Source organism: Xylanibacillus composti (genome assembly GCF_018403685.1).
In the GTDB taxonomy this organism is placed as follows: domain Bacteria; phylum Bacillota; class Bacilli; order Paenibacillales; family K13; genus Xylanibacillus; species Xylanibacillus composti.
Genome location: NZ_BOVK01000015.1, coordinates 82,335 through 103,006, shown reverse-complemented (window position 1 = coordinate 103,006; position 20,672 = coordinate 82,335). Strand labels below are relative to the sequence as shown.

At 52.7% G+C, this 20,672-nt stretch carries 24 protein-coding genes; 11 read left to right on the top strand and 13 right to left on the bottom strand.

The annotated features are described in order from the left end of the window. The first annotated feature begins 6 nt into the window (after positions 1–6). A complete protein-coding gene (locus XYCOK13_RS06205) occupies positions 7–228 on the top strand; it encodes an alpha/beta-type small acid-soluble spore protein (protein WP_213411010.1) in 222 nt (73 codons plus the stop codon). A 119-nt stretch (positions 229–347) separates the two neighbouring features. Here XYCOK13_RS06205 and XYCOK13_RS06200 read toward each other — a convergent pair whose 3' ends face one another. Further along, complete coding sequence (locus XYCOK13_RS06200; RefSeq protein ID WP_308443014.1) at positions 348–722, bottom strand: O-methyltransferase; 375 nt, start codon at positions 720–722, stop codon at positions 348–350. A 232-nt stretch (positions 723–954) separates the two neighbouring features. Between XYCOK13_RS06200 and XYCOK13_RS06195 the strand changes: the two genes are divergently transcribed. Further along, the gene (locus tag XYCOK13_RS06195) at positions 955–2,214 is read left to right on the top strand and encodes a methyl-accepting chemotaxis protein (RefSeq protein ID WP_213411008.1); all 1,260 of its coding nucleotides are present in this window, start codon (positions 955–957) and stop codon (positions 2,212–2,214) included. Between the two features lie 86 nt (positions 2,215–2,300). Here XYCOK13_RS06195 and XYCOK13_RS06190 read toward each other — a convergent pair whose 3' ends face one another. Continuing rightward, positions 2,301–4,064, bottom strand: a complete 1,764-nt coding sequence (locus XYCOK13_RS06190) for a M3 family oligoendopeptidase (protein ID WP_213411007.1) — start codon at positions 4,062–4,064, stop codon at positions 2,301–2,303. A 154-nt stretch (positions 4,065–4,218) separates the two neighbouring features. Between XYCOK13_RS06190 and XYCOK13_RS06185 the strand changes: the two genes are divergently transcribed. Then, positions 4,219–4,395, top strand: coding sequence for a YycC family protein (locus XYCOK13_RS06185; protein ID WP_213411006.1), 177 nt, complete (start codon positions 4,219–4,221; stop codon positions 4,393–4,395). A gap of 5 nt (positions 4,396–4,400) precedes the next feature. Here the strand turns inward: XYCOK13_RS06185 and XYCOK13_RS06180 are convergent, their stop codons facing one another. Together XYCOK13_RS06180 and XYCOK13_RS06175 are read right to left on the bottom strand one after the other, a co-directional pair. Beyond that, positions 4,401–5,123 (bottom strand): DUF2225 domain-containing protein, encoded by a 723-nt coding sequence (locus XYCOK13_RS06180; RefSeq protein ID WP_213411005.1) that lies wholly within the window; start codon positions 5,121–5,123, stop codon positions 4,401–4,403. 37 nt (positions 5,124–5,160) lie between these two features. Then, positions 5,161–5,535 (bottom strand): globin domain-containing protein, encoded by a 375-nt coding sequence (locus tag XYCOK13_RS06175; protein ID WP_280520880.1) that lies wholly within the window; start codon positions 5,533–5,535, stop codon positions 5,161–5,163. Between the two features lie 135 nt (positions 5,536–5,670). Here XYCOK13_RS06175 and XYCOK13_RS06170 point away from each other — a divergent pair, with 135 nt between their 5' ends. Both XYCOK13_RS06170 and XYCOK13_RS06165 read left to right on the top strand, forming a co-directional pair. Next, positions 5,671–6,765: a nucleoside recognition domain-containing protein gene (locus XYCOK13_RS06170; RefSeq protein WP_244865031.1), complete on the top strand. Its 1,095-nt coding sequence runs from the start codon at positions 5,671–5,673 to the stop codon at positions 6,763–6,765. Between the two features lie 83 nt (positions 6,766–6,848). Next, the gene (locus XYCOK13_RS06165; RefSeq protein WP_213411003.1) at positions 6,849–7,655 is read left to right on the top strand and encodes an NAD kinase; all 807 of its coding nucleotides are present in this window, start codon (positions 6,849–6,851) and stop codon (positions 7,653–7,655) included. Between the two features lie 26 nt (positions 7,656–7,681). Here XYCOK13_RS06165 and XYCOK13_RS06160 read toward each other — a convergent pair whose 3' ends face one another. Further along, a complete protein-coding gene (locus XYCOK13_RS06160) occupies positions 7,682–8,347 on the bottom strand; it encodes a YutD family protein (protein ID WP_213411002.1) in 666 nt (221 codons plus the stop codon). Further along, entirely contained in the window at positions 8,347–9,270 is a 924-nt protein-coding gene (gene lipA / locus XYCOK13_RS06155) for a lipoyl synthase (protein WP_280520879.1), read from the bottom strand. Before lipA ends, XYCOK13_RS06160 begins: the two co-directional genes overlap by 1 nt. Positions 9,271–9,374: 104 nt before the next feature. Here lipA and larE point away from each other — a divergent pair, with 104 nt between their 5' ends. From larE to larC, 3 genes are read left to right on the top strand one after another with little or no spacing between them, the layout of a single operon-like run. Continuing rightward, positions 9,375–10,208 carry an ATP-dependent sacrificial sulfur transferase LarE gene (gene larE / locus XYCOK13_RS06150; protein WP_244865030.1) on the top strand — a complete coding sequence of 278 codons (834 nt, stop codon included), beginning with the start codon at positions 9,375–9,377 and terminating at the stop codon, positions 10,206–10,208. Continuing rightward, on the top strand, positions 10,205–10,960 hold the full coding sequence (gene larB / locus XYCOK13_RS06145) for a nickel pincer cofactor biosynthesis protein LarB (protein ID WP_213411000.1): 756 nt from the start codon (positions 10,205–10,207) through the stop codon (positions 10,958–10,960). Before larE ends, larB begins: the two co-directional genes overlap by 4 nt. Positions 10,961–10,968: 8 nt before the next feature. Next, the gene (larC, locus tag XYCOK13_RS06140; protein WP_213410999.1) at positions 10,969–12,015 is read left to right on the top strand and encodes a nickel pincer cofactor biosynthesis protein LarC; all 1,047 of its coding nucleotides are present in this window, start codon (positions 10,969–10,971) and stop codon (positions 12,013–12,015) included. Between the two features lie 127 nt (positions 12,016–12,142). Here the strand turns inward: larC and larC2 are convergent, their stop codons facing one another. Then, positions 12,143–12,631, bottom strand: coding sequence for a nickel pincer cofactor biosynthesis protein LarC2 (larC2, locus tag XYCOK13_RS06135; protein ID WP_213410998.1), 489 nt, complete (start codon positions 12,629–12,631; stop codon positions 12,143–12,145). 133 nt (positions 12,632–12,764) lie between these two features. Between larC2 and XYCOK13_RS06130 the strand changes: the two genes are divergently transcribed. Then, complete coding sequence (locus XYCOK13_RS06130; protein WP_244865029.1) at positions 12,765–13,796, top strand: M23 family metallopeptidase; 1,032 nt, start codon at positions 12,765–12,767, stop codon at positions 13,794–13,796. A gap of 68 nt (positions 13,797–13,864) precedes the next feature. On the opposite strand, the gene yunB is transcribed toward XYCOK13_RS06130, so the two are convergent. Further along, on the bottom strand, positions 13,865–14,638 hold the full coding sequence (yunB, locus tag XYCOK13_RS06125; RefSeq protein WP_244865028.1) for a sporulation protein YunB: 774 nt from the start codon (positions 14,636–14,638) through the stop codon (positions 13,865–13,867). Positions 14,639–14,751: 113 nt separating this feature from the next. After that, on the bottom strand, positions 14,752–15,015 hold the full coding sequence (locus XYCOK13_RS06120; protein ID WP_213410997.1) for a hypothetical protein: 264 nt from the start codon (positions 15,013–15,015) through the stop codon (positions 14,752–14,754). Between the two features lie 435 nt (positions 15,016–15,450). Here XYCOK13_RS06120 and XYCOK13_RS06115 point away from each other — a divergent pair, with 435 nt between their 5' ends. Continuing rightward, the gene (locus XYCOK13_RS06115) at positions 15,451–16,551 is read left to right on the top strand and encodes a glycosyltransferase family 4 protein (protein WP_213410996.1); all 1,101 of its coding nucleotides are present in this window, start codon (positions 15,451–15,453) and stop codon (positions 16,549–16,551) included. Here XYCOK13_RS06115 and XYCOK13_RS06110 read toward each other — a convergent pair. Beyond that, complete coding sequence (locus XYCOK13_RS06110) at positions 16,527–17,153, bottom strand: class I SAM-dependent methyltransferase (protein ID WP_213410995.1); 627 nt, start codon at positions 17,151–17,153, stop codon at positions 16,527–16,529. The genes XYCOK13_RS06115 and XYCOK13_RS06110 overlap by 25 nt on opposite strands. Before the next feature lie 195 nt (positions 17,154–17,348). Between XYCOK13_RS06110 and XYCOK13_RS06105 the strand changes: the two genes are divergently transcribed. Beyond that, positions 17,349–18,395, top strand: coding sequence for a YheC/YheD family endospore coat-associated protein (locus tag XYCOK13_RS06105; protein WP_213410994.1), 1,047 nt, complete (start codon positions 17,349–17,351; stop codon positions 18,393–18,395). Positions 18,396–18,672: 277 nt separating this feature from the next. Here the strand turns inward: XYCOK13_RS06105 and XYCOK13_RS06100 are convergent, their stop codons facing one another. The 3 genes from XYCOK13_RS06100 to XYCOK13_RS06090 form a co-directional block, all read right to left on the bottom strand. After that, positions 18,673–18,987 (bottom strand): DMT family transporter, encoded by a 315-nt coding sequence (locus XYCOK13_RS06100; RefSeq protein ID WP_213410993.1) that lies wholly within the window; start codon positions 18,985–18,987, stop codon positions 18,673–18,675. Next, entirely contained in the window at positions 18,987–19,328 is a 342-nt protein-coding gene (locus tag XYCOK13_RS06095) for a DMT family transporter (protein WP_213410992.1), read from the bottom strand. The genes XYCOK13_RS06100 and XYCOK13_RS06095 overlap by 1 nt, the downstream gene beginning before the upstream one ends. 110 nt (positions 19,329–19,438) lie before the next feature. After that, on the bottom strand, positions 19,439–20,263 hold the full coding sequence (locus tag XYCOK13_RS06090; RefSeq protein WP_244865045.1) for a reverse transcriptase domain-containing protein: 825 nt from the start codon (positions 20,261–20,263) through the stop codon (positions 19,439–19,441). Positions 20,264–20,672 lie beyond the last annotated feature (409 nt).

Below are 20,672 nucleotides of genomic sequence, written 5' to 3'. Positions count from 1 at the left end.
ATTCCAATGGCAAGAGGACAAAGCCGCTCCAGCAACACACTGGTAGTTCCACAAGCGAATGCCGCTCTGGACCAATTGAAGTACGAAGTGGCACAGGAATTGGGCATCCAAATTCCTCAGGACGGATACTACGGCTACATGGCTACACGCGACACAGGCGCAATCGGCGGACACATTACCCGCCGCTTGGTGCAAATCGCTGAACAACAGCTGGCTGGCCGCCAATAATTGGGCGCCGTCCGAACAAAGCGATTATCAATCAGAGCTGCATCTTGCCGCTATAAGGGGCTGGTGCAGCTCTTTCTCTCGTACCCGCTGCTTCCCATTCGTCTGTCTATCGTTCAAGCTTAGACATGAACAACACTCGGGTCCAATGCGGCCATATTGTAATTCGATTCATACTGAACGGTTGCGGTCAGCAGTCCTTTCCTGACTGCAAATTCAAATTGAATTTCGCCATGGCTCCATGTTTTGCGCTTTATCGCTTCGAGGGCCATGTTGCGAAAAGCCAGCCGCTGACTCTCTGTCAATCCCCCCGTAGTCCGAACGCTGCCGGATTCAGTCCAATTAGCCGCATCATAATGCCGAATACCGAATTTCCCAATCCGATTGTTCCGAATTTGCAGGAAAACAGTGCCGTCGCTAAGCATGGACAATTCCTTATGCATTTGGCGGAAAGCCAGGTCCACTTGCCGCGCCAGCGGCAGCTCATCCATTTTCATCATGTCCCTCCTATGAATGTTTCTTTTTACCAATTAGGTCTTATGTCACATTATAATAACAAGGGCGCTTCAATTCAACATATTTTTACATTTTACAGCACGCACTAGCACCTTTGTCCCGCATCATTCGCACGAATCTGACAATTCCCAACATTCTTTTATAGACCTGATGGAATTCTCGATGCTATAATATGGGTATTGCGGCCCATTAGAGTTAAAGGAGGATGAACGATTGAACAAACTGAGGGTGCTTTCATTTAAACACAAACTGCAATTAGGTTTCTACTCCATAGTGGGTGTCTTCTCCCTAGCTCTGCTAATTGTGGTGTTGGCTTCCGATTTTTCGCTAATGGTCGGGATTGCAACCATTGTCGTTCTGATTATCGCCAGTTATCCTTTTATAAGCTTTCTCGAGAGAGCGCTTACATCACCGATTAATGAAATATCCAAGGTTGCGATGAGCGTGTCCAAAGGGGATTTTACAGAAAGGGTTCGTTATCAATCCAACGACGCGCTCGGAGAACTCGCCACCTCCTTCAACAAGATGATGGAGAAGCTGAAGGATATCCTGCATGAATCCAGCAGCATCTCCAAGACAGTCGCGGATACGAGCCGCGATATTTATCAGAAAAATCAAAGTCTGCGCGATGTGATCGACCAAGTCAATGTTTCGACGAATGAATTGGCAACGGGAGCGACGGCAATATCTGAAGATGTCGGCGAAATTTCTACCTCCATTCATGATATTGAGGACAAGGTCAAACATTATGCCAAATCCACGCAAGAGATGAATCAGCGTTCCGAGCATACGCTTGCGCTAGTGGAAAAGGGCAAGGAAGCGGTGGAAAGCCAATCGGCAGGCATGAAGCAAAATGTGGAAGCCACCGCAGCCGTCTCGGAGACAGTAAGTCAGCTGGCCTTACAGGCACAGGATATTCAGAAAATTACGAAGACGATCTCGGAGATCGCCGAACAAACGAATCTGCTCTCGCTGAACGCTTCGATCGAGGCAGCGCGGGCAGGCGAGCATGGACTGGGCTTTGCCGTTGTCGCACAGGAAGTCAGAATGCTGGCTGATCAGTCTACAGCTTCCACGAAGGAAGTATTTCAGCTTGTGGCCAGCATTGAGCAGGGTATTGCGCAGGCCATCTCGAACATCCAGCAGAATGAAGCGGTTGTGTCCAGACAGAACGATCTGATTCGGGAAACAGAGACTGTATTCGAACAAATTGTGGAAGGCATCCGCTATATCAGTGAAGAAATCGCCTCTTTCGCCCAGGAAAGCAGCTGGATGTCCGAAGCAGCCCAACGAATCAGCGCCAGTATGGAAAACATCTCATCCATAACGCAGCAATCCGCCGCTGGCACGGAGGAAGTGTCCGCAGCCATGAACGAGCAGATTGCGGCCGTGCAAGCAGTCGTCGAGCAATCAGAGCAGATGGCCGCACTGGCTACCCGACTTCAGCGGACAATTCAGGTTTTCAAATTTTAATGATGATCGGTTAGGAGCCGGCTTCTTGTTTCAGAGAGACAGGCTGGCTCTTTTTTTGGGGGCGGCAAGAGCAAATGAAGAAATGTCTATGCGCCTGTCAGAGCGAGAAATTGATCCACATCCCTTACTGTTACACTTATCGCCTCTTGCCAAAAGTCCGGCTTCCTCACATCGACCCCCAAATGCCGCAAGGCGAGTTCTTCCACTGTCATCGCTCCAGTATCGCGCAGCAGCGCAATATACCGATCTTCGAAATCCCCGCCTGCTTGCAGGGCATAAGCGTACAGTCCGGCGCTGAACAAATAGCCGAACGTGTAAGGAAAGTTGTAGAACGGCACATCCGTAATATAGAAATGCAGCTTGGATGCCCAGAAATGCGGATGATATTCGGACAAGGCATCCATATACGCTTCTCTTTGCGCTTCCGTCATCAGCTTGTTGATCTGTTCCACAGACACATAGCCAGCCTTGCGCGCTTCATAAAACCGGGTCTCAAATAAAAAGCGGGCATGGATATTCATGTAAAAGGCAACTGAACGCTGGATGCGATCATCCAACAGGACCACCTGCTCCTCCTTCGATTGGGCGGCCCGCACAGCAGAATCGGACACGATCATTTCTGCCAAAGTCGATGCTGTTTCCGCAACGTTCATGGCGTAATCCTGCAGCAGCACTGGCAGATCGTCCATGACAGCTTGATGAAAGGCGTGGCCAAGCTCATGAGCCAATGTCGAAACACCCGATGCAGAGCCGCTGAACGTCATAAAGATACGCGACTGCTTGCTGATCGGAAATGATGTGCAAAAACCTCCGGGGCGCTTGCCTGCACGATCTTCCGCTTCAATCCAGCGTTCTTCGAACGCTTTCTCTGCGAACGCAGCCATCTTCGGACTAAATGTGGCAAGCTGTTTGGTTATAAGTTCGGCCGCCTCATCATACGTATACGGTTGAGCTGCATCCCCGAGTGGAGCCTCAACGTCGTACCACGCCAGCTTGTTTAAGCTCAGCAGCTTGGCCTTTCGTTCCAAATACTCGACGAAGCGGGGCTTGCTGCGCTGAATGGCTGACCAAATCGCATCCAGCGTCTCTGCGCTCATCCGGTTGAGCTGCAGCGGTTCACGGCAAACATCTTCCCAGCCGCGGTGCTTGTATACTTGCAATCTAAACCCTGCCAAGTGGTTCAAAGCGTCCGCACAAAGATCGCTATGGTCGCCCCAGGTTTTCTCCCATACGGCGAACATGCCTTGGCGCACCTGACGATCCGGGTGATCGAGCTTGTTCTGCGCCTGCCCGGCAGACAGCTCCAGCGTTCTCCCTTCTTCCTCAATGGGGAACACCAAGCGGCTGACTATGGTATCGTAAGCTTGCGACCAAGCATGATACCCGTCGATAGCCAAATCAGCAATCAGCGCTTCTTGTTCAGGAGGGAGCTTTTCTTGGGCAAGCTTTCGTTTTTCCTGCAGAATGAATGCAACTTCCCTAAATAACGGACGCTTGAGCAGGTCCTGCCAGGACGATTCGTTTATGGCTGCCAGTTTCTGATCAAAGTAGGTTTGGGCAGCCTCAAATTGGGCTCCGATCGATCGCAAAGAAGCCGCAAGATGGAGTGCCCTCTTGTCTTGCATATCCTGGGCTGTCAAGCATTCCGTGAAAGCTGCCGCCTCCTTCAGACGGGCTGAAATGGACTGAAGCGCCTCAAGCATCTTCTCGTCAACAGCCGCATCTGTTCGCACCATGGCGGCAAAAGCCCGCGCATCTTCCTCTAGCTTGCCGATAAAGCTTTGAAATTCTCTGGATTCCGAACCGCCAGCGAACAGTACGTCCAAATTCCAAGTCTGTGCGTATCCCAATTCATCTGCCCCTTTCTTTTTTGCCAAGTATGTTATAATAATGGTTAGTTCCGTCAAACATGCGAGGGAATGTCCCTTGTTCGCCAACGGTCAGTATGACTGCCTCCCTGGCAGAATCGCTGCCCGAATACTTACGCATTGGAGTGATCGCTACATGAGGCCCCTGCAAATAACCGCCGAAACTGCGCAAATGCTTGCCAAGAAACTCAATGTCCCCATTGAACATATTATGCATATGCCTCGGCATATTTTATTGGAGAAAATCGCCGCATTAAGCGAAGACGACGCCCAAGAACAAGCCAATCCGAACGAAAAAGAAGCGGAGAAATGATCGCCTCAGGCATTCTCCGCTTCTTTGTTGATTTCCTCAATCGCTTCCGGGGAAAGCTTGTCGCGCTGCATATCTTCCCTCACCATCTGCCATTGTTCCCGAGATGCCTGAATCATGGCTGCATCCATAATCGTCTTATCGTTCACCACCCGTGAGAACCAACGCACTGCTTCGTTATAACGCTTCAACCGTCGGGACAGCTCCCCGATCAAGTACATCAACCGGGCATCGTTCACGCTGGCTCCTTCCTGCTCGTACACCTCTATGTAACTTTCCAGAGCAAATTCGAGAAATTTGCTCTCTTGCTCATGATTCTTTTTATATCGGTACAACCAGGCAATATGATGCAAAATACCGGAAATTACGCGAGGCTTTTCCTTCTTAAGCTGCGCACATAGCAAGGCGAGTTTATAGCACTTCATGGCCTCTTCCCACGAACGTGCGCCGCCATAATCGGTTATCTGCCAATAATTAGCGATCTTGTCCTGAAACTGCAGCTTTTGCGCATCTGTCAGGCTTTCAGAGAAGCTTTCCGTCGAAGCGAATCCGCAGTATGGACAAACCCGGACCACATAGAACTCTGGATTTGCTGTCTCGTCCATGTAGTAAGCGCAAAAATCGGTGTCCCGTCTGACTGGCTTCTTAAAGCTCGGGCGCACTCTGGATGTCTTGAAGCCCATCCCGCAGTGATGGCAAGTCACTTCCTTCTGATATAACGGTTCGACCACTGGTATTCTCCTTTGTCCCTTTATCGTCTGTCTCGCGTCAGGTTCGATTCATAAAGTGATAAGCAGGACCGGACAGACGATCCATCATCGCCTCACGCAGCTCGTCCGGCAGCTCCAGCTCTTCCAAGGTTTGCCGCATGCAGGACAGCCATGCCCTTGCCTCCTCGATGCCGATTGGCACATGCATATGGCGCGCACGCATCATCGGATGGCCGAATCGTTCCGAGTACAGCGGAGGTCCCCCGAAAAATTGTGACAGGAACAAAAATTGCTTCTCCTTCACTTCCTCAATCCCATCGGGAAACAATGGTCCGATCAACGGATCGGCCAAAACCTTCGGATAAAATGTGTCGACAATGCGGCGTATCGTCTGCTCGCCGCCCATTTCTTCGTAGAAATTCAGTCTGACCAGCTCCTTCCGCTGATGTCATGCCCTTATTATAGCCTAAAACAAGGGCTTGTGGTATCAAGTTCTGGCATTGCCCAATAGGTTCGGTCATACATATGAAGTACAAGCATATCGACAAATGCGCAAAGGAGAAGGCCCGTGAATACCGAAACCCGCACATCAACTTGGATTTGGGGAACTATGACCGCCGCTTTCTTGTGGCTCTTCTATCTCCATCCCGGCGAGTCGCTGGAAGCGGCCTTGCTCGGCGTGGATATCTGGTGGCATGTGCTGCTGCCTGCCCTCCTGCCCTTTCTCGTCATGGCCGAAATTTTGCTTGGCTTCGGCGTCGTGCATTTTATCGGGACTTTAGTAGACCCGCTCATGCGTCCGCTCTTCCGTGTCCCCGGCATTGGCGGTTTCGTCATGGCCATGGGATTCGCATCCGGCTATCCGGTTGCGGCCAAATTAACCGCTCAATTGCACAGCCAAGGACTGCTGAGCAGATTGGAAAGCACCCGATTAGTCGCCTTCTGTACTACCTCCGACCCCATATTTTTGATCGGTGCGGTATCCGTGGGCTTTTTCGGTCGGCCGGAGCTTGCCCTGGCCTTGGCTGTCGCACACTACGTCGGCGCTTTGCTGGTCGGTATTGGCATGCGCTATGCCGGAAATTCGGACAAAAGCCAGCCTCACTTGCCGGACAACCCGCAAGTGGCGTCTCGCGCTCGCCAAGTCCGGGCCTCGTTGGTGCGCAGAGCATTCCGGGCCATGCAAGAAGCAAAGGCAGCAGACGGAAGGCTGTTCGGACAACTGCTCCAGGACGCGCTCAAATCGGCGCTTAACCTGATCCTTATTATCGGCGGTCTTGTCGTTTTTTTCTCCGTCGTTATCGCTTTGCTCAAGCAAGCAGGCCTTGTCGGACTCATGATTGATTCGCTGGGGTGGCTGTTCCGGCTGGCAGGGATTCCGCTTGCCCTGTCTCCTGCTGTCGTCAACGGACTGTTTGAAGTCACGCTCGGCGCCAAGTCTGCCGGTGCCGCTGCAGCCGATTCCGGCCTGCTGGCCGCCGCTTCCTTGACCGCCTTCATTCTTTCCTGGGGCGGCTTTAGTGTACATGCTCAAGTAGCAAGCTTGCTGCACGGCACCGGTGTCGCCTATCGCACCTTTCTCTGGGCCAGGCTCGCACATGGCATCCTCGCCGCTCTGCTGCTCCTGTTGCTTTGGCCTTTATTCGGACTCGTCTCCGGCTAGGAAGCTCATGTCACGTTGTCAAGCTGGTTGGAATTCGCTATGATGAGGGTAGCGAGCAAGAATCGACAAGGAGGGCTGCTCTCGTGAAATACGAGGTTATAAACCGAGGAGACCGGGTTTCCGCGGAACTCGCCAACACATTCCACCGTTTGGCTGCGGACGAGCAGTTGGCGCATGATCCAGCCGAACCGGATATTGTCGTGTCCATCGGCGGTGATGGCACGTTGCTGCATGCCTTCCATCAATATGTCCATCGGATCGAGCAGACTGCCTTCGTTGGGATACATACAGGACATCTTGGATTTTATGCGGATTGGAAGCCGGAGGAACTGGAGGATTTGGTTCGCTGTATGGGCAGGGAGTCCGCCCTCGATGAGAAGATTGTGAAATATCCGCTTGCCAAGGTACAGATTACGAATGAAAGCGAGACCCAGTCCTTTCTGGCGCTCAATGAGTGTACCCTTCGCGGATTTGAATCCACATTGGTCGCCCAGCTGCGTGTCAATGATGAGGATTTCGAAATGTTTCGCGGCGACGGCATCTGCATCTCGACCCCATCCGGAAGCACTGCCTACAATAAAAGCTTGAATGGCGCACTGATTCACCCGTCATTGGAGACGATACAAATCGCCGAGATTGCCTCCATCAACAATCGCGTTTATCGGACTCTCGGCTCGTCCATGGTGCTGCCTCGCCATCATCATTGCGATATTTATCCGCGGGCCGGCCGCAACATTGTGCTCACCATCGATCATCTGAATGTGGATATCGGCAATTTTCGTTCGATTCGCTGCCAAGTGGCCGAAAGCAAGGTCAGATTCGTCCGCTATCGTCCCTTCCCTTTCTGGAATCGGGTCAAGGAAGCCTTTATCGGCGACCTGCTGGATTAGGCAGGCCGCCTTTTTTTTGAGGCTGCTCAGGCTTGCGGTGTTTGCTCCTTCTTCGACCCCGCCTCATCCATCTGCTGTTTCGGCTTGGCGCGATGCCCGCTTTTGGCCGCATCACGTCTTCCGTGCTCCCGCTTTACGCCTTCGTTCCGCAGGCTTTCCTCCCTGTTCCAGTCCCGTCGCTGGAAATCCCGCTTTGCTCCGTCCGCCTTGTAGCCCTTGTTTTCGTGCTGCGCGCGCAATTCCGCTTTGGTTGTTTCCGCTTGGGCAGGTTCGCCGCCGAGCGGTTCCAATTGTTCCGGCTCAGTCGCTGACCGCTGCTGCTTCGACAGACCGGATTCCGCATCATCCTCGTGATTGGAATGGTTCGCGTCCGCAGGCTCCTGATGCTCTTGGGACTTCCGTTCCTTGTCCTTGACCGGGGTGGGAACCTTCTGCAGAACAAAGTAAGCGCATCCGAAATTGCAGTACTCATTTAAATAATCTTGCACGGTCCCGATTAAGGCGTCTTTCGACGCCTTCGGGTGGTTGTCGCGAAAAAAGCCTTTCAGCCGAAGCTGATTGTAGCCCCAATCGCCGACAATATAATCATACCGCTCCAGCACTTCGCTGTAGCGTGCGCGGAAGCTTTCTTGGTTCCAGCCGTTCTTGTGTTCATGAATCAGCTCATAGGTCTTGTTCCCAACAGTAATCATTACGCCTTAACCCCTCCGAGTGTTTGGTCGGCTGCCGCCTTCTGTTCGCGGGCATGGTAGGAGCTGCGGACAAGCGGACCCGATTCCACGTGGCTAAAGCCCCGCTTCATACCTTCTTCCTTCAACTTAGCGAACTCATCCGGCGTATAGTACTTTTCAATTCTCAAATGCTTGCGTGTCGGTTGAAGATACTGGCCGATCGTCATAATATTGCAATCGACTGCGCGCAGGTCGTCCATCGTCTGCAGCAATTCCTCCCAGTTCTCCCCTACGCCGACCATAATACTCGACTTTGTCGGAATATTGGGCTTGTAGGCCTTGGACTTCTCAAGCAACTCCAGCGATCTGCGATACTTCGCCTTGGAACGGACACGATCCGATTGGCTTTCGACCGTCTCGATATTATGATTCAACACATCCGGATTCGCATCGAGCACTTTGTACAGCGATTCCCAATTCCCCAGAAAATCCGGGATCAGCACTTCCACACTGCACAGCGGGAGGCGCTTGCGAACCGCGCGAATCGTTTCGGCGAAAATCATTGCGCCCCCGTCCTCCAGATCGTCCCGCGCCACGGAGGTGATCACGCAATGCTGCAGTCCCATCTGCTCGGCGGCTTCCGCCACACGCTCGGGCTCCTGCAGATCGAGCTCATTCGGCAGTCCCGAATTGACGGCACAGAACCGGCATGCTCGCGTACAGGTTTCGCCCAATATCATAAAGGTTGCGGTGCGATTTGCCCAACACTCGTGCAGATTCGGACATTTGGCCTCCTCGCATACGGTGTGCAGCGTCTTGCTCCGCATCATCTGCTTCAATTCCTTGACTTCCTGAAAGTCTTCTCCGGAGGCTAATTTGATTTTCAGCCATTCCGGCTTGCGTTCTGTCTTGTCCACAGCCATGCTGCTCTCCCTCCGATCCACTCTCGTTTCCACTAGTATTATAACACGAACCCTGCAACATTCCACATTGGCCCCTATTTCTGGTATGATGGAGGTAGAAACGCCAAGATGGGAGGAACCGCTCGATGACAACAATGACTTTGCAGGATAAGGATAGAAGGCTAGGGGAAATCCTGAGAGAGATGGAGCAAGTGTTGATTGCCTTCTCCGGCGGTGTGGACAGCACCTTCGTCCTGAAACGGGCCCACCAGGAGCTGGGCGATAAAGTGCTGGCCGTTGTGGCAGCCTCGGAAACATTCCCGTCCAGGGAATATGACGCTGCCGTCAAGCTGGCCAAGGATTTGGGCGTAAGCTTGCATGAAACAATTGTAAGCGAATTCGCCAATGCAAATTTCGTCGCGAACAACCCCGATCGCTGCTATCACTGCAAGACCGGCCTGTATGCCCATTTGCAGGTAATAGCCAAGGATTTGGGCTATCCTTTTATTATAGACGGCTCAAATGTGGATGATCTCGGCGATTACCGCCCGGGTCTGAAAGCGAAGGAAGAACAGGGCGTACGCAGTGTCCTGCAGGAAGCCGGGCTGACCAAGCAAGAGATCCGCACCTTGTCCAAGGAGCTCGGCCTGCCGACTTGGGATAAGCCCTCCTTCGCGTGCTTGTCTTCCAGAATTCCGTACGGCACCCGGATCGACAAGCAAAAAATCGATCAATTGGATGAGGGCGAGAACTTCTTGCTTCAGCTTGGCTTTTATCAGGTTCGCGTGCGCCATCACGATAAAATCGCACGGATCGAAGTCATGCCGCAGGAGCTTGCCAAGGCCGTCGAGCATCACGAAGCGATTTCCGCAAAGTTCCAGTCACTCGGCTTCCAATATGTCACGCTGGATCTGACCGGCTACCGCACAGGCAGCATGAATGAGGTGCTGCAGGCTGTCAAGGAGAGCAAAGCCCGATGAATATAGAGCAGCTTCTGGGAGACCTGCAAGCAGGCCGCATTAGCCTGGAGGAAGCCAAGGCCGGCCTGCAAGACTGGCGCTCCGCGGGATCCATGGACTTCGCCGAGCTGGATCTGGACCGCGAACGCCGCACCGGATTCCCCGAGGTCATCTACGGCGAAAGCAAAACTGCCGAGCAAATCAGCGCCATCTTCCGCCGGATGATGGAGCATTCGGACCGCGTGCTCGCCACTCGTGTCAGCGAGGGGAAGGCCGAGAGCATCCGTTCCGACGTGCCGGAGGCGGAATACCACCCGATTGCCCGCACACTTTCCTGGCACCGCAACAAACCGCAATATGCTCCGGATGAAGACTATGTGGCGGTCGTCTGCGCCGGCACTTCCGATCTGCCAGTAGCAGAGGAAGCGGCGGTCACTGCCGAGATGCTGGGCTGCCGCGTGGAACGCATCTTCGATGTCGGTGTCGCCGGCATACATCGGCTGTTCCGTCGATTGGAGCTGATCCGCGGCGCACAAGCGGTCGTTGCTGTGGCAGGCATGGAAGGAGCGCTGGCAAGCGTGCTGGCCGGCTTGGTGGAGCGTCCGGTTGTCGCTGTGCCGACAAGTGTCGGTTACGGCGCCAACTTCCAAGGAATGGCCGCGCTGCTGGCGATGATCAATGCCTGTGCGCCGGGCATTGCTGTCGTCAACATTGACAACGGGTTTGGCGCAGGCTATTATGCCGCTCTCATTCAACAAAACAGGAAAGGATGACTTCTTGCGTGCGTATTTTATATTTGGACTGCTTCTCCGGCATCAGCGGCGATATGACGCTTGCCGCTCTCGTCGATGCCGGTGCAGATCAGGCCTACATAGAAGAAGAGCTTCAGAAGCTTAACCTCGATCCCTATACCTTGCAGTGGAAGCGCGTCGTCAAATGCGGCATTTCCTCGCTCAAGCTGGATGTCATTCTGGACCCGGGCAATCCGCCCTCCCATCATCGCCATTATGCGGACATTGTCCGGATGATCGAAGCGGCCGCATTGGACAGTCAAGTAACGGCGCTCGCACTGGCCATCTTCGAGAAAATCGCCATTGCGGAAGCCAAGATACATCAGGTGCCTGTCGAAACCGTTCACTTCCATGAAGTCGGCGCCGTCGATTCCATCGTCGATGTCGTCGGAGCGGCGCTGGCGATTCACAGTCTGCGCCCCGACCGCATTATCGCCTCGCCCGTGCCTCTCGGAAGCGGTACGGTCCGCTGCGACCATGGCTTGTATCCGGTGCCCGCTCCGGCTACATTAGAAATGATGAAAGGGCTGCCCGTCAGCCGTTCCAACCATGCCTTCGAACTGACTACGCCTACCGGCGCCGGCATCATCGCCGGTCTGGTGGATCAATTCTCCAGCAGCCTGCCGTCCATGCGCGTCGAGGCGGTCGGTTACGGCGCGGGTACAAGGGATTTGCCGGGACAACCCAATGTTCTGCGGGTCATCGCCGGCACGGCCGACTCTCGCCTCATTCTCGAGCCGGTACAAGCTTTCCAGCCGCAGCCGCACGAGCATGGACATGCTCATGACCACCATCATGAACACCGACATGGGCATGAGCATCATCACGGACTTGAGCATGGACACGACCATCATCACGAACATGGGCATCACGAACATGGGCATCACGAACATGGGCATCACGCCCATGATCATGCCCGTCACGACAATGGGAATGGACACAAGCATCCACACGCTTCCGATGAAGGCAGGCAAATTTCCGCTAATCACCATCCGCACGAAAGGAGTCAGTCGCAGTGCGGAGAGCCTAAGCATTAAGGGTATCTCGAAGCATATGAATGACAACTGACGCAAGCCCCCGCCCGGGATTGATAGGGCGGGGGCTTTGCTGCATAAGCAGAACTTTGATCCAACCTGCGGCATATGCCACCGCACGGACAGCCTGTCAGTCGCTTAGTTCACTTTGCGTCCTAGCCTTGTACGCATAGCGTACTGCATCATAGACTTCCTTCAACGGGATCTTTTGCTCCCGGGCGATTCGATCACAAACGTCAAATTCCGGCGCATACTGCACCACTTGCCCGTTATGCGAGCCAATTTTGACAGGCACACTCCCCCATGGCGTCTCCACTTCAAGAAACGCTCGAGACAGCCTATGAACCGACAGGGGAATTATACGCAGACCAAGCGTCGTCGTTTCCCGGAAAATCAGCGATTTCGCCTCTTCCGCAAGCGAATCCGCGCAAAGCACGTTCAGCATGATGCCGGGGCGCCCTTTTTTCATGACAATCGGCACCCAATATACGTCATTGGCTCCCAGCGCAAACAGCCTGTCCATCACGGCAGAGGTCCATTCCGGATTCATATCGTCAATGTTCGCTTGCAGCAAAAGCATCCCTTCATCCACATGCTCCTCCTTATGGGAAAAAGCCATCCGTCATCTCCTTCTTTCTGCTTGCTCAAGTTCGTTATGCCCCTATTTTACCAAAACGTCTAAGAAAACTGGATAAAAAATAATGCTGCAACCCAATCTAAAGGTAGAACAGATGATGAAGGGAGGAGCCCATGTGCGTTCGAGACATGGCCGCTGCGCATCGCTATGGTCTTTACTGATCGTGTTGCTGCTCTTAGCCGAATGCATCATATGGCCGACGCACCAGGCAGAAGCAGAGGAACCGAAGGGCTCGGAGCCCAACAAGTACGAAGCAAGAAAACAGCTCTTTGAAAGCATGAGCGCCTTGACCGGCATCCCCTGGCCTTATCTGGCAGCTGTTGATCAATATGAACGGACCATGCATCGCAAGCAGAAGCAAACAGACAAGAAGGAAAGACAGCTCGCCATCACATTTTCGGACAGGCTGTGGAGCGGCGCGCTGAATCCGAATCCGTCTGACTCGGATCCGCGAACAATCGCCTTCTTTCACGGTATCGGACACGATGGCAACGGGGATGGCAAAGCCGAGGCGGATAATGATGAAGATGTCCTCTATACGATGGCACAGCTCATCTTGAAGCACGGCACCACCAAGACGGACTTTCGCATCGGCTTGTGGGAATATTATCAAAAAGCACGCAGCGTGGAACGGATATGGCAATTTGCCCGCATTTACGAGCATTTCGACCGGCTGGACCTGCATCAGCATGCCTTCCCGTTGCCTGTTCGTTCCGAATATTCCTATCGCAGCACTTGGGGGGCGGCACGCGGCTGGGGAGGGAGACGCATTCACGAGGGCACCGATATTTTCGCCGGTTACGGCGTACCTGTACGCAGCACAAGCTACGGGGTGATCGAGGTAATGGGTTGGAACCGTTATGGAGGGTGGCGGATTGGCATCCGCGACCTGAACAATCATTATCATTACTACGCGCATCTGAGCGGATTTGATAAAAGGTGGAAGGAAGGAGATATCGTAGTACCAGGCGATGTCTTGGGATGGGTAGGCAGCTCCGGCTATGGAAAGCCCGGAACCCAAGGAAAGTTCCCGCCGCATCTGCATTATGGACTCTATAAGGACAACGGCTATACCGACTGGTCCTTCGATCCTTACCCTTCTCTGCGCCAATGGGAACGAGAGGAACGCAAGCGCAAAAAGCGCTGACTTCCAACCCGAACCTTCAGCGCCGCAATGGCTGCAGCCCCCAGTCAACAGACATGGGGGCTGCTTTCCTATTGACCCGTAGCGTTCTGACCCGCTGCGGCATCCTCCTGTTCACTAATTGGAGGAATGGCAATTGTCGGCGGAGGCATCGCTCCTGACGAATGCTGATCCAGCGGACGTCCGCGCCCGTCGAAGAAGTACATCGGCACATCTCCTACAACGAGCAGATAGGAAATCGGCACTTCCGTCGTCACAATCTCCGATTTCGTTTCGAATGGAATGATGATCGCAACCTCCACAGTGATCCGAATATACACCTCGACAAGGAGCATATTGATGCCGGCATCCTTCTGCCTCGTATTCAGTTCCACCTGCACGGCTCCCGCCGGTACAAACTTGATCGGAATATCCGGGCTGAACGATGCCAGAATGGCACTGTCAAGCGCTTGCCCTAACGGCACATGCTCCGGAATTTTCTGCAAGTTGTCGAGTGTGCTCTGTACGACATGCTCAGTTTCCGAAGTAATCGTCATATGCTCGGCATAATTCAACATAAAGCCTGTAATTTTGTTGTTCCGGTCATACTTCCAATCTACCAGATTATCGAAATTCGTTCGCTGCGCAACCTTCTCCGTCACGGCTTTGTTGATTGCTTGGGTGGCAATCTGCTTGATCCGTATTTGAGCCACATTCATCAGAGTCGGCTTCAAATTGCGGTCCACAAAAATAAAGCTTTGGATGGACATGAAGAAAACAATTACGATACATAGAAAAAACACACGGCGTTTTCCGCCCTTCTTCACCGTTCGGCTGTTTTGCCATCTACGTCGCTTCCATTTCACCCGAAGTATCGCCCCCTTCGCCGCCAACGTCGGAGCAAGGTGCCATCGCTTTACTTTATGCAAGCACGCGCAAAAAAAGAAGAAGCCGTCTCATGAACGAAAGACAGCTTCTATCAAGATTGCTCCCGCATGATGCGGTACCGCTTCAGGAATGCCTGGTACTGTTCCATCTTATCCTTGTCTTTCGGCTTGCGGATGATCGGGTATCTTTTCTTCGTTCGCATTTGCAATGGAGCTTCCGAACTGCGCTTGGCATCGGCACAGGTTTGGCACATGGTTTGGGTGACCTTCTCTTCATTCCCGCAATAAATGCATACATTTTCCTGCTTGCGTCGTTCACGCAATGCCCGCATGGCCAGGGCTTCCTTCGATGGCATTTCCACACCCTCCGTTTGTTCTTGTTGTACAAAAGATCGAAAGAGTCCGGGGTTTGTCCCCGCCCATTAGTTTACTACACTCGCCGACGCAAATAAAGGGAGCCTTCAGGAGGCGGAAAAAATCAGGATTTCTTCAGATACGAATATGTATTTCACAGTCGGTTTGGCCTGCAGTTCTATTGCCTTGTACCATCCAATTTTTGAATTTTGCACGCTTGACCACAACCTTTCCGCTTACATGGCAATAGGATAATACTAAAGGGTTCTTACCTTTAACAGACTATAACGGGAGGGGATGCTTACACGAACAGCGGAAAGAAAGGCAATCGTCTTGTGCAATGCACCGGACGGTTCGACGCACATTCGAGTCGCCTATCTGGATGCCCAACCTTTGCTTGGCGGGCGCAAATTCAATTCCACTAGGAGGGTAGTTGCATGCGCATTCTCATGATCGCTCCCGAGCAGTTCCCTCTGCCGGGAGACAATTCGGTTGAAATTTGCATGCTCGCCATTGCCAAGCGCATGGTCAAGCAGCATTCTATTACAATCGTATGCCGAAGGTTTCCGCAACAGAAAGCCCGCTCGCAAATCGGAGGGGTGCATATTGTTCGCCTTGCAGCGAAGAGCAAGTCGTATCTGTCATCCGTTCTCCGCTACTTGAAACATCAACGGTTCGACCTCATTCAAGTGGATAATCGTCCGCATTATATGGCACGCGTCAAGCGATTGTGCCCCGGCACGCCCGTCTCCCTTTTTTTGCATTCCTTAACCTTTGTGCCGAACCAGCCCAAAGTCGCAGCCAGCTTGAACAAGGCCGATCTGATCGTTTCGAACAGCACCTCGTTAACGCAAAGATTGGGTACCCGCTTTCCGCGACAAAGACATAAAATCAAAACGGCGCATCTTGGCGTAGATACTGAAAGATTCAAGCCGGCGGACCCAGCCAAACGGCAGGCCGCACGCAGCGCATATCAGCTCAATCGCTGCTTTGCCATCCTGTTCGCCGGACGTCTCATTCCCAGAAAAGGCGTGCATGTCCTCATCCAGGCAACCCGCCTCGTTCAGAAGAAGGTGCCGCACGCCAAATTAATGATCGTCGGCAGAGGAAAGCAGCCGTATATACGCTCATTGAAAGCGCAAGCCAAAAAAGCGGGAGTAGCTGCGGCCTTTATCGGAAAGGTCCCTCACAGCAAAATGCACAGGCTCTATCAGGCGGCAGATTGCTTCGTGTGCCCTTCCCAGTTGCATGAGGCCTTTGGCCTCGTTAACGTGGAAGCGATGAGTGCGGGGGTTCCTGTCATTGCCTCAAGCATTGGCGGGATTAAAGAGATTATTCAACATGGCAAGAATGGCTATCTCGTGCGCAATTACCGCAGTCCCGAAAGCTTTGCAGCCTATATCATCAAGCTGGCCAACAAAAAAACGACTGCCGCGTACATCTCCAGAATGGGACGCGATACGGCGGTTCGTCAATTCAACTGGCAGCGCACCGCTGACAGACTGAGTCTTATTTATAGCCAGCGCCGGCGCGGGTAAGCGCATGATTTTCGTCTGGCCGAGAAGAACAGCTCATGATACAGAAAACATTTGTGAAATCGTTTCAGCACACTGCATTCAAATTCATGCCGCGGAAACAGCTTCAAGTACCCCTCTTCGTCCCGGATGTATGCGCCTTTGTCAACCTTCTTCATAAACCAGCTGCAAATGGGCTTGCTCTTGCAAATGCAAGGCTCCATGACGATCATCCGGCCATCCGGCTTCAATATCCTCACGAATTCACTCATATAAGCAGCAATTTCCTGCGACGGGATGTGATGCAGCACCGCGATAATCAGGATACAGTCGACACTGTTGTCTTCAACGGGGAATGTCTTTCTGTCAAACACCTGAAAGGTATGTTGCGGATATAATTTCCTGGCGTATTCGATTCGCTTGGCATCGGGGTCGACACCCAAATAGTACGAAGGATGAACCATCGGGCAGTTGGCCCCCGTACCCGAGCCAAAGTCCAGCACGACCTGATGATGCAGATTGAAATTGGACCGGATATGCTGGTGAATATATTTCTGAGTGAACCATTTGGGACGTACAAATCTGTGATACCATTGTGGCGCAATTGGCAGGGAAATCGGACTCACCTTCCTTCCTCCAGGATTCGTACAACCATAATCTATCCTGCTTCCGTGAAAAAATACGCGGCGGGAAGGATGTTCGTCTATAGGCCGCATCATCAGTTTTCTCAGTGTGCACGCTTGACCACAACCATTCCGGCTGCGTCAACATATCATACTAAAGTGTCTAGTTTGGACAACCGCAGGAGGTGCAAGCTCAACATGAAAACGGTAGGCATATTGGTGGATGCCCAAGTTTTTCGAACGATCGGCAGCAAGAAATCCAGTCCGGAAAAACTGAGCATTTATAATCGAGCCGCAGCGAAGCACGGACTTCGACCATTCTACATGTGCCTGGAGAAGACCTTCCCCGCTTCCGGACAAGCGATGGGCTATCGCTATGCCAATGGCAAATATCGCTATGTCAAGCTCCCCATACCGAAGGTGATTCACAATCGAAGCATGCCCAAAGGGGAAAAAATGAGAAAGCGCATGCGCGAATTGGCCAAAAAAAGCCATTTGTTCAATGAGCGAACCCGCTATTCCAAATACGTGATCCATCAGCTCTTGAGAGGACCATTCACCGCTCATCTCCCTGCCACAGCCCGCTATTCATCAGCCAGACTGAATCGGGAGCTGGAGGCTTCCCCAAGCTTCTACGTCAAGCCTCAGAGTAGCAGTGTAGGCAAGGGAATCATCAAGATCACGCGCATCCGCAATGGAAAAATCAAATTGCAGCTTCCCCATCGCACCACGATTGCCGACAAACGAACAGCGGTAAAGACAATTAACCGGGTTGTGCGCAAGCAGAAATATATGATTCAACAAACGATCCCGTTAGCTAAATATAAAGGGAGACCCTACGATATTCGGGTAACTGTGCAGCGGGGGGCGCGCGGACAATGGCAAGTGACCGGCATGTATGGCAAGGTCGCGCGAAAAGGAAGCCATGTGACCAATGTCGCGCGCGGAGGCACGGCCAAAGCATGCGGGTCGTTATTCCGGCACAGCTTTGCTCATCCGAGTCTTGTCGAGCAATCCACCAGACAATTCTCGCTGCAGGTTGCCCGCTACTTGGGGAATCGATTGAAGCGGCTGGCCGATGTAGGACTGGATATCGGCATTAGCCCGGAGGGCAATCCTTATTTTATAGAGATGAATGGCCGTGATATGCGCTATGGATTCAAGAAGGCTAACATGCACAAGACATTCAGACGAACGTATGAAGCACCCATACAATATGCCAAATATTTACTCAAAAAGCGCTAGAGCTGCACAACTAGGAAGGGAGGAACTGCCGTTGCGCGGCCATCCAGCCCAGAGCCGATTTGATCCAGGAAATCGCCAATCCCGACGGAAGAAATCTGGAGCGCTTGGTATGCCGTTCTCTTTGCTGGCCGTGTCATTCTGCAAAAAAGCTTGACCGCACCGCTCACAGCTGCCGTCTTGCACGGCGGCAAGTACTGCATGCCCAGCTCATCATAGCCGCGGGGGAAGGACGATAAAGTGCGGAGGAAGCTCCTTTAATGGGACTCCAAGAGTTTCTCTAGGAAATAAGCTTTAAGCCGACAGTCGCCCCGAGGATCATGGCGATAAATACAATTCTCTTCCACTCTCTGGATTCCCCATAGAGAACCATCCCTAGAATCGCACCGCCGGAAGCGCCGATCCCGGTCCAGATGGCGTAGGCCGTGCCCATCGGCAATGTCTGCATCGCAATGGCAAGGAAGATAAAGCTGGCTCCAAACCCGGCCACCAACAGAAACAGCGACCGCCAATTTCGATCTCTGTGCAATTGACTAATCATGATAACGCCGAACATCTCAAATAAACCTGCCAGAACCAAAGACACCCACGCCATTAAGAGCCAGCTCCTTCCACAGCTTTATCCTTCGTGACTAATTTCAAGCCGATGACCCCTGCCAACAAAATGAGGATCAGCAGGATCTTCTCTGGCCTAAAAGGCTCGCCAAAGAACACAATATCGGAAAACACCGTTCCCGCCGTACCTAACCCTACAAACACCGCATACACAGTGCCGACAGGAAGCTTCTTGCCTGCCATAATCATCAGATAAAAGCTGACCGCAATCGAAATGACAGTGCCAGCCCACGTCCAAAAATCATTCGCGTGTTTCAACCCAATCACCCAAAAAACTTCAAAAAATGCAGCGACAAAGACCTTCATCCAATTTGCATTCATTCCTTGACACCTCCAGCCTTATTATTTCCATTCAATCGGATAGGAGGCTACCCATTAGTTGAGTAGCCGACCTTCCACACCACCGTGCATACCGTTCGGTACACGGCGGTTCAACCGTTTGAGTACACTTGACGTAAGCGCTCGTACTGAGCAGGGAAGTCATAATACCCTGCTTGCGCGAGCCTTTCGTTTGTTACAGAGCGATTTAGTACTGCGCTCCCGGCGATTCGCCAGTAACCCAGCCTTGTGTTTCCCCATTGGTAAGCCTGCCACTCCGGCACTCCCAATTTTCGCAGGTTCTGCACCTTCGTCCGCGGCTTCTTCCATTGCTTCCAGATATACATGCGCATTCGTCTTCTCAGCCATTCGTTCCAGCTTTGCAGAATTCGTTTCATGTCCGCTACATAGAAGTAGCCGATCCAGCCGCGAATGTAGACTTTCACGTTCTCCATGACCTGCCGGGCATTTCTGCCTTGACTTCGACTCGTTAGTTCCTTCAGCTTCTTCTTTGCTTTGGCCAGGGATTGGCGGTGTACGCGCACGTATACGCCCTTTCCGTTCTTGCCTAACGCGAATCCAAGGAATTTGAAGTGTTTCTGCGCAACGACGCTGACGACTTTGCTCTTTTGCGCATTCATCTGGAGCTTGAGCTTCTGTTCCAAGTACGTCCGGCTGGATTCCAGCAGTCGTAGGGCTGCTCGTTTACTCTTCGCCAGCACGACGATATCATCCGCATAGCGGATGACCGTCACGCCTCGGCTTTCCATCTCCTGATCATATTCGTTCAGGTAGATGTTAGCCAGAAGCGGCGACAGCGGGCCACCCTGTGGCGAGCCCTCTTCCGTTGCCCGACGCACCCCGTTCTCCATGACTCCGCTTTTCAGGTATTTCTTGATCAGATCGATGACGCCTTTTTCCTGGATGTGTTTGCGCAGGATGTTTAAAAGAAGCTCGTGGTTGAGCGTGTCGAAGTATTTAGACAGATCGCAAGATGCGTTCCATCAGATCGGTTGCACCGTCTCTTTCTCTACCTTCCCGAGTTCCGATGCTCCGCGCTCCTGCATACCCTTCACGTTCCATGCTATCTCTTTGCCGGCAGCCCTTTCGGTATTCTGCTTTCATCACATCGACTCTCCTTTCAGTTTGTACTCGAGACTTACGATTGTTCAGCCCTTCCGCTCGCCACTTTCGCGACTCGCGTACTATGGCCTCTGCTGACTTCTCACAGCAAGCTTTACTCCATGTTTCGGATTTTTTCCCTACTTCATGTCTGTGAGACCTCCCCGGGTAAGAGCGGTAACTTTCCCCTCATCCATCTGCCACATCTACATGATGAGATTCGGG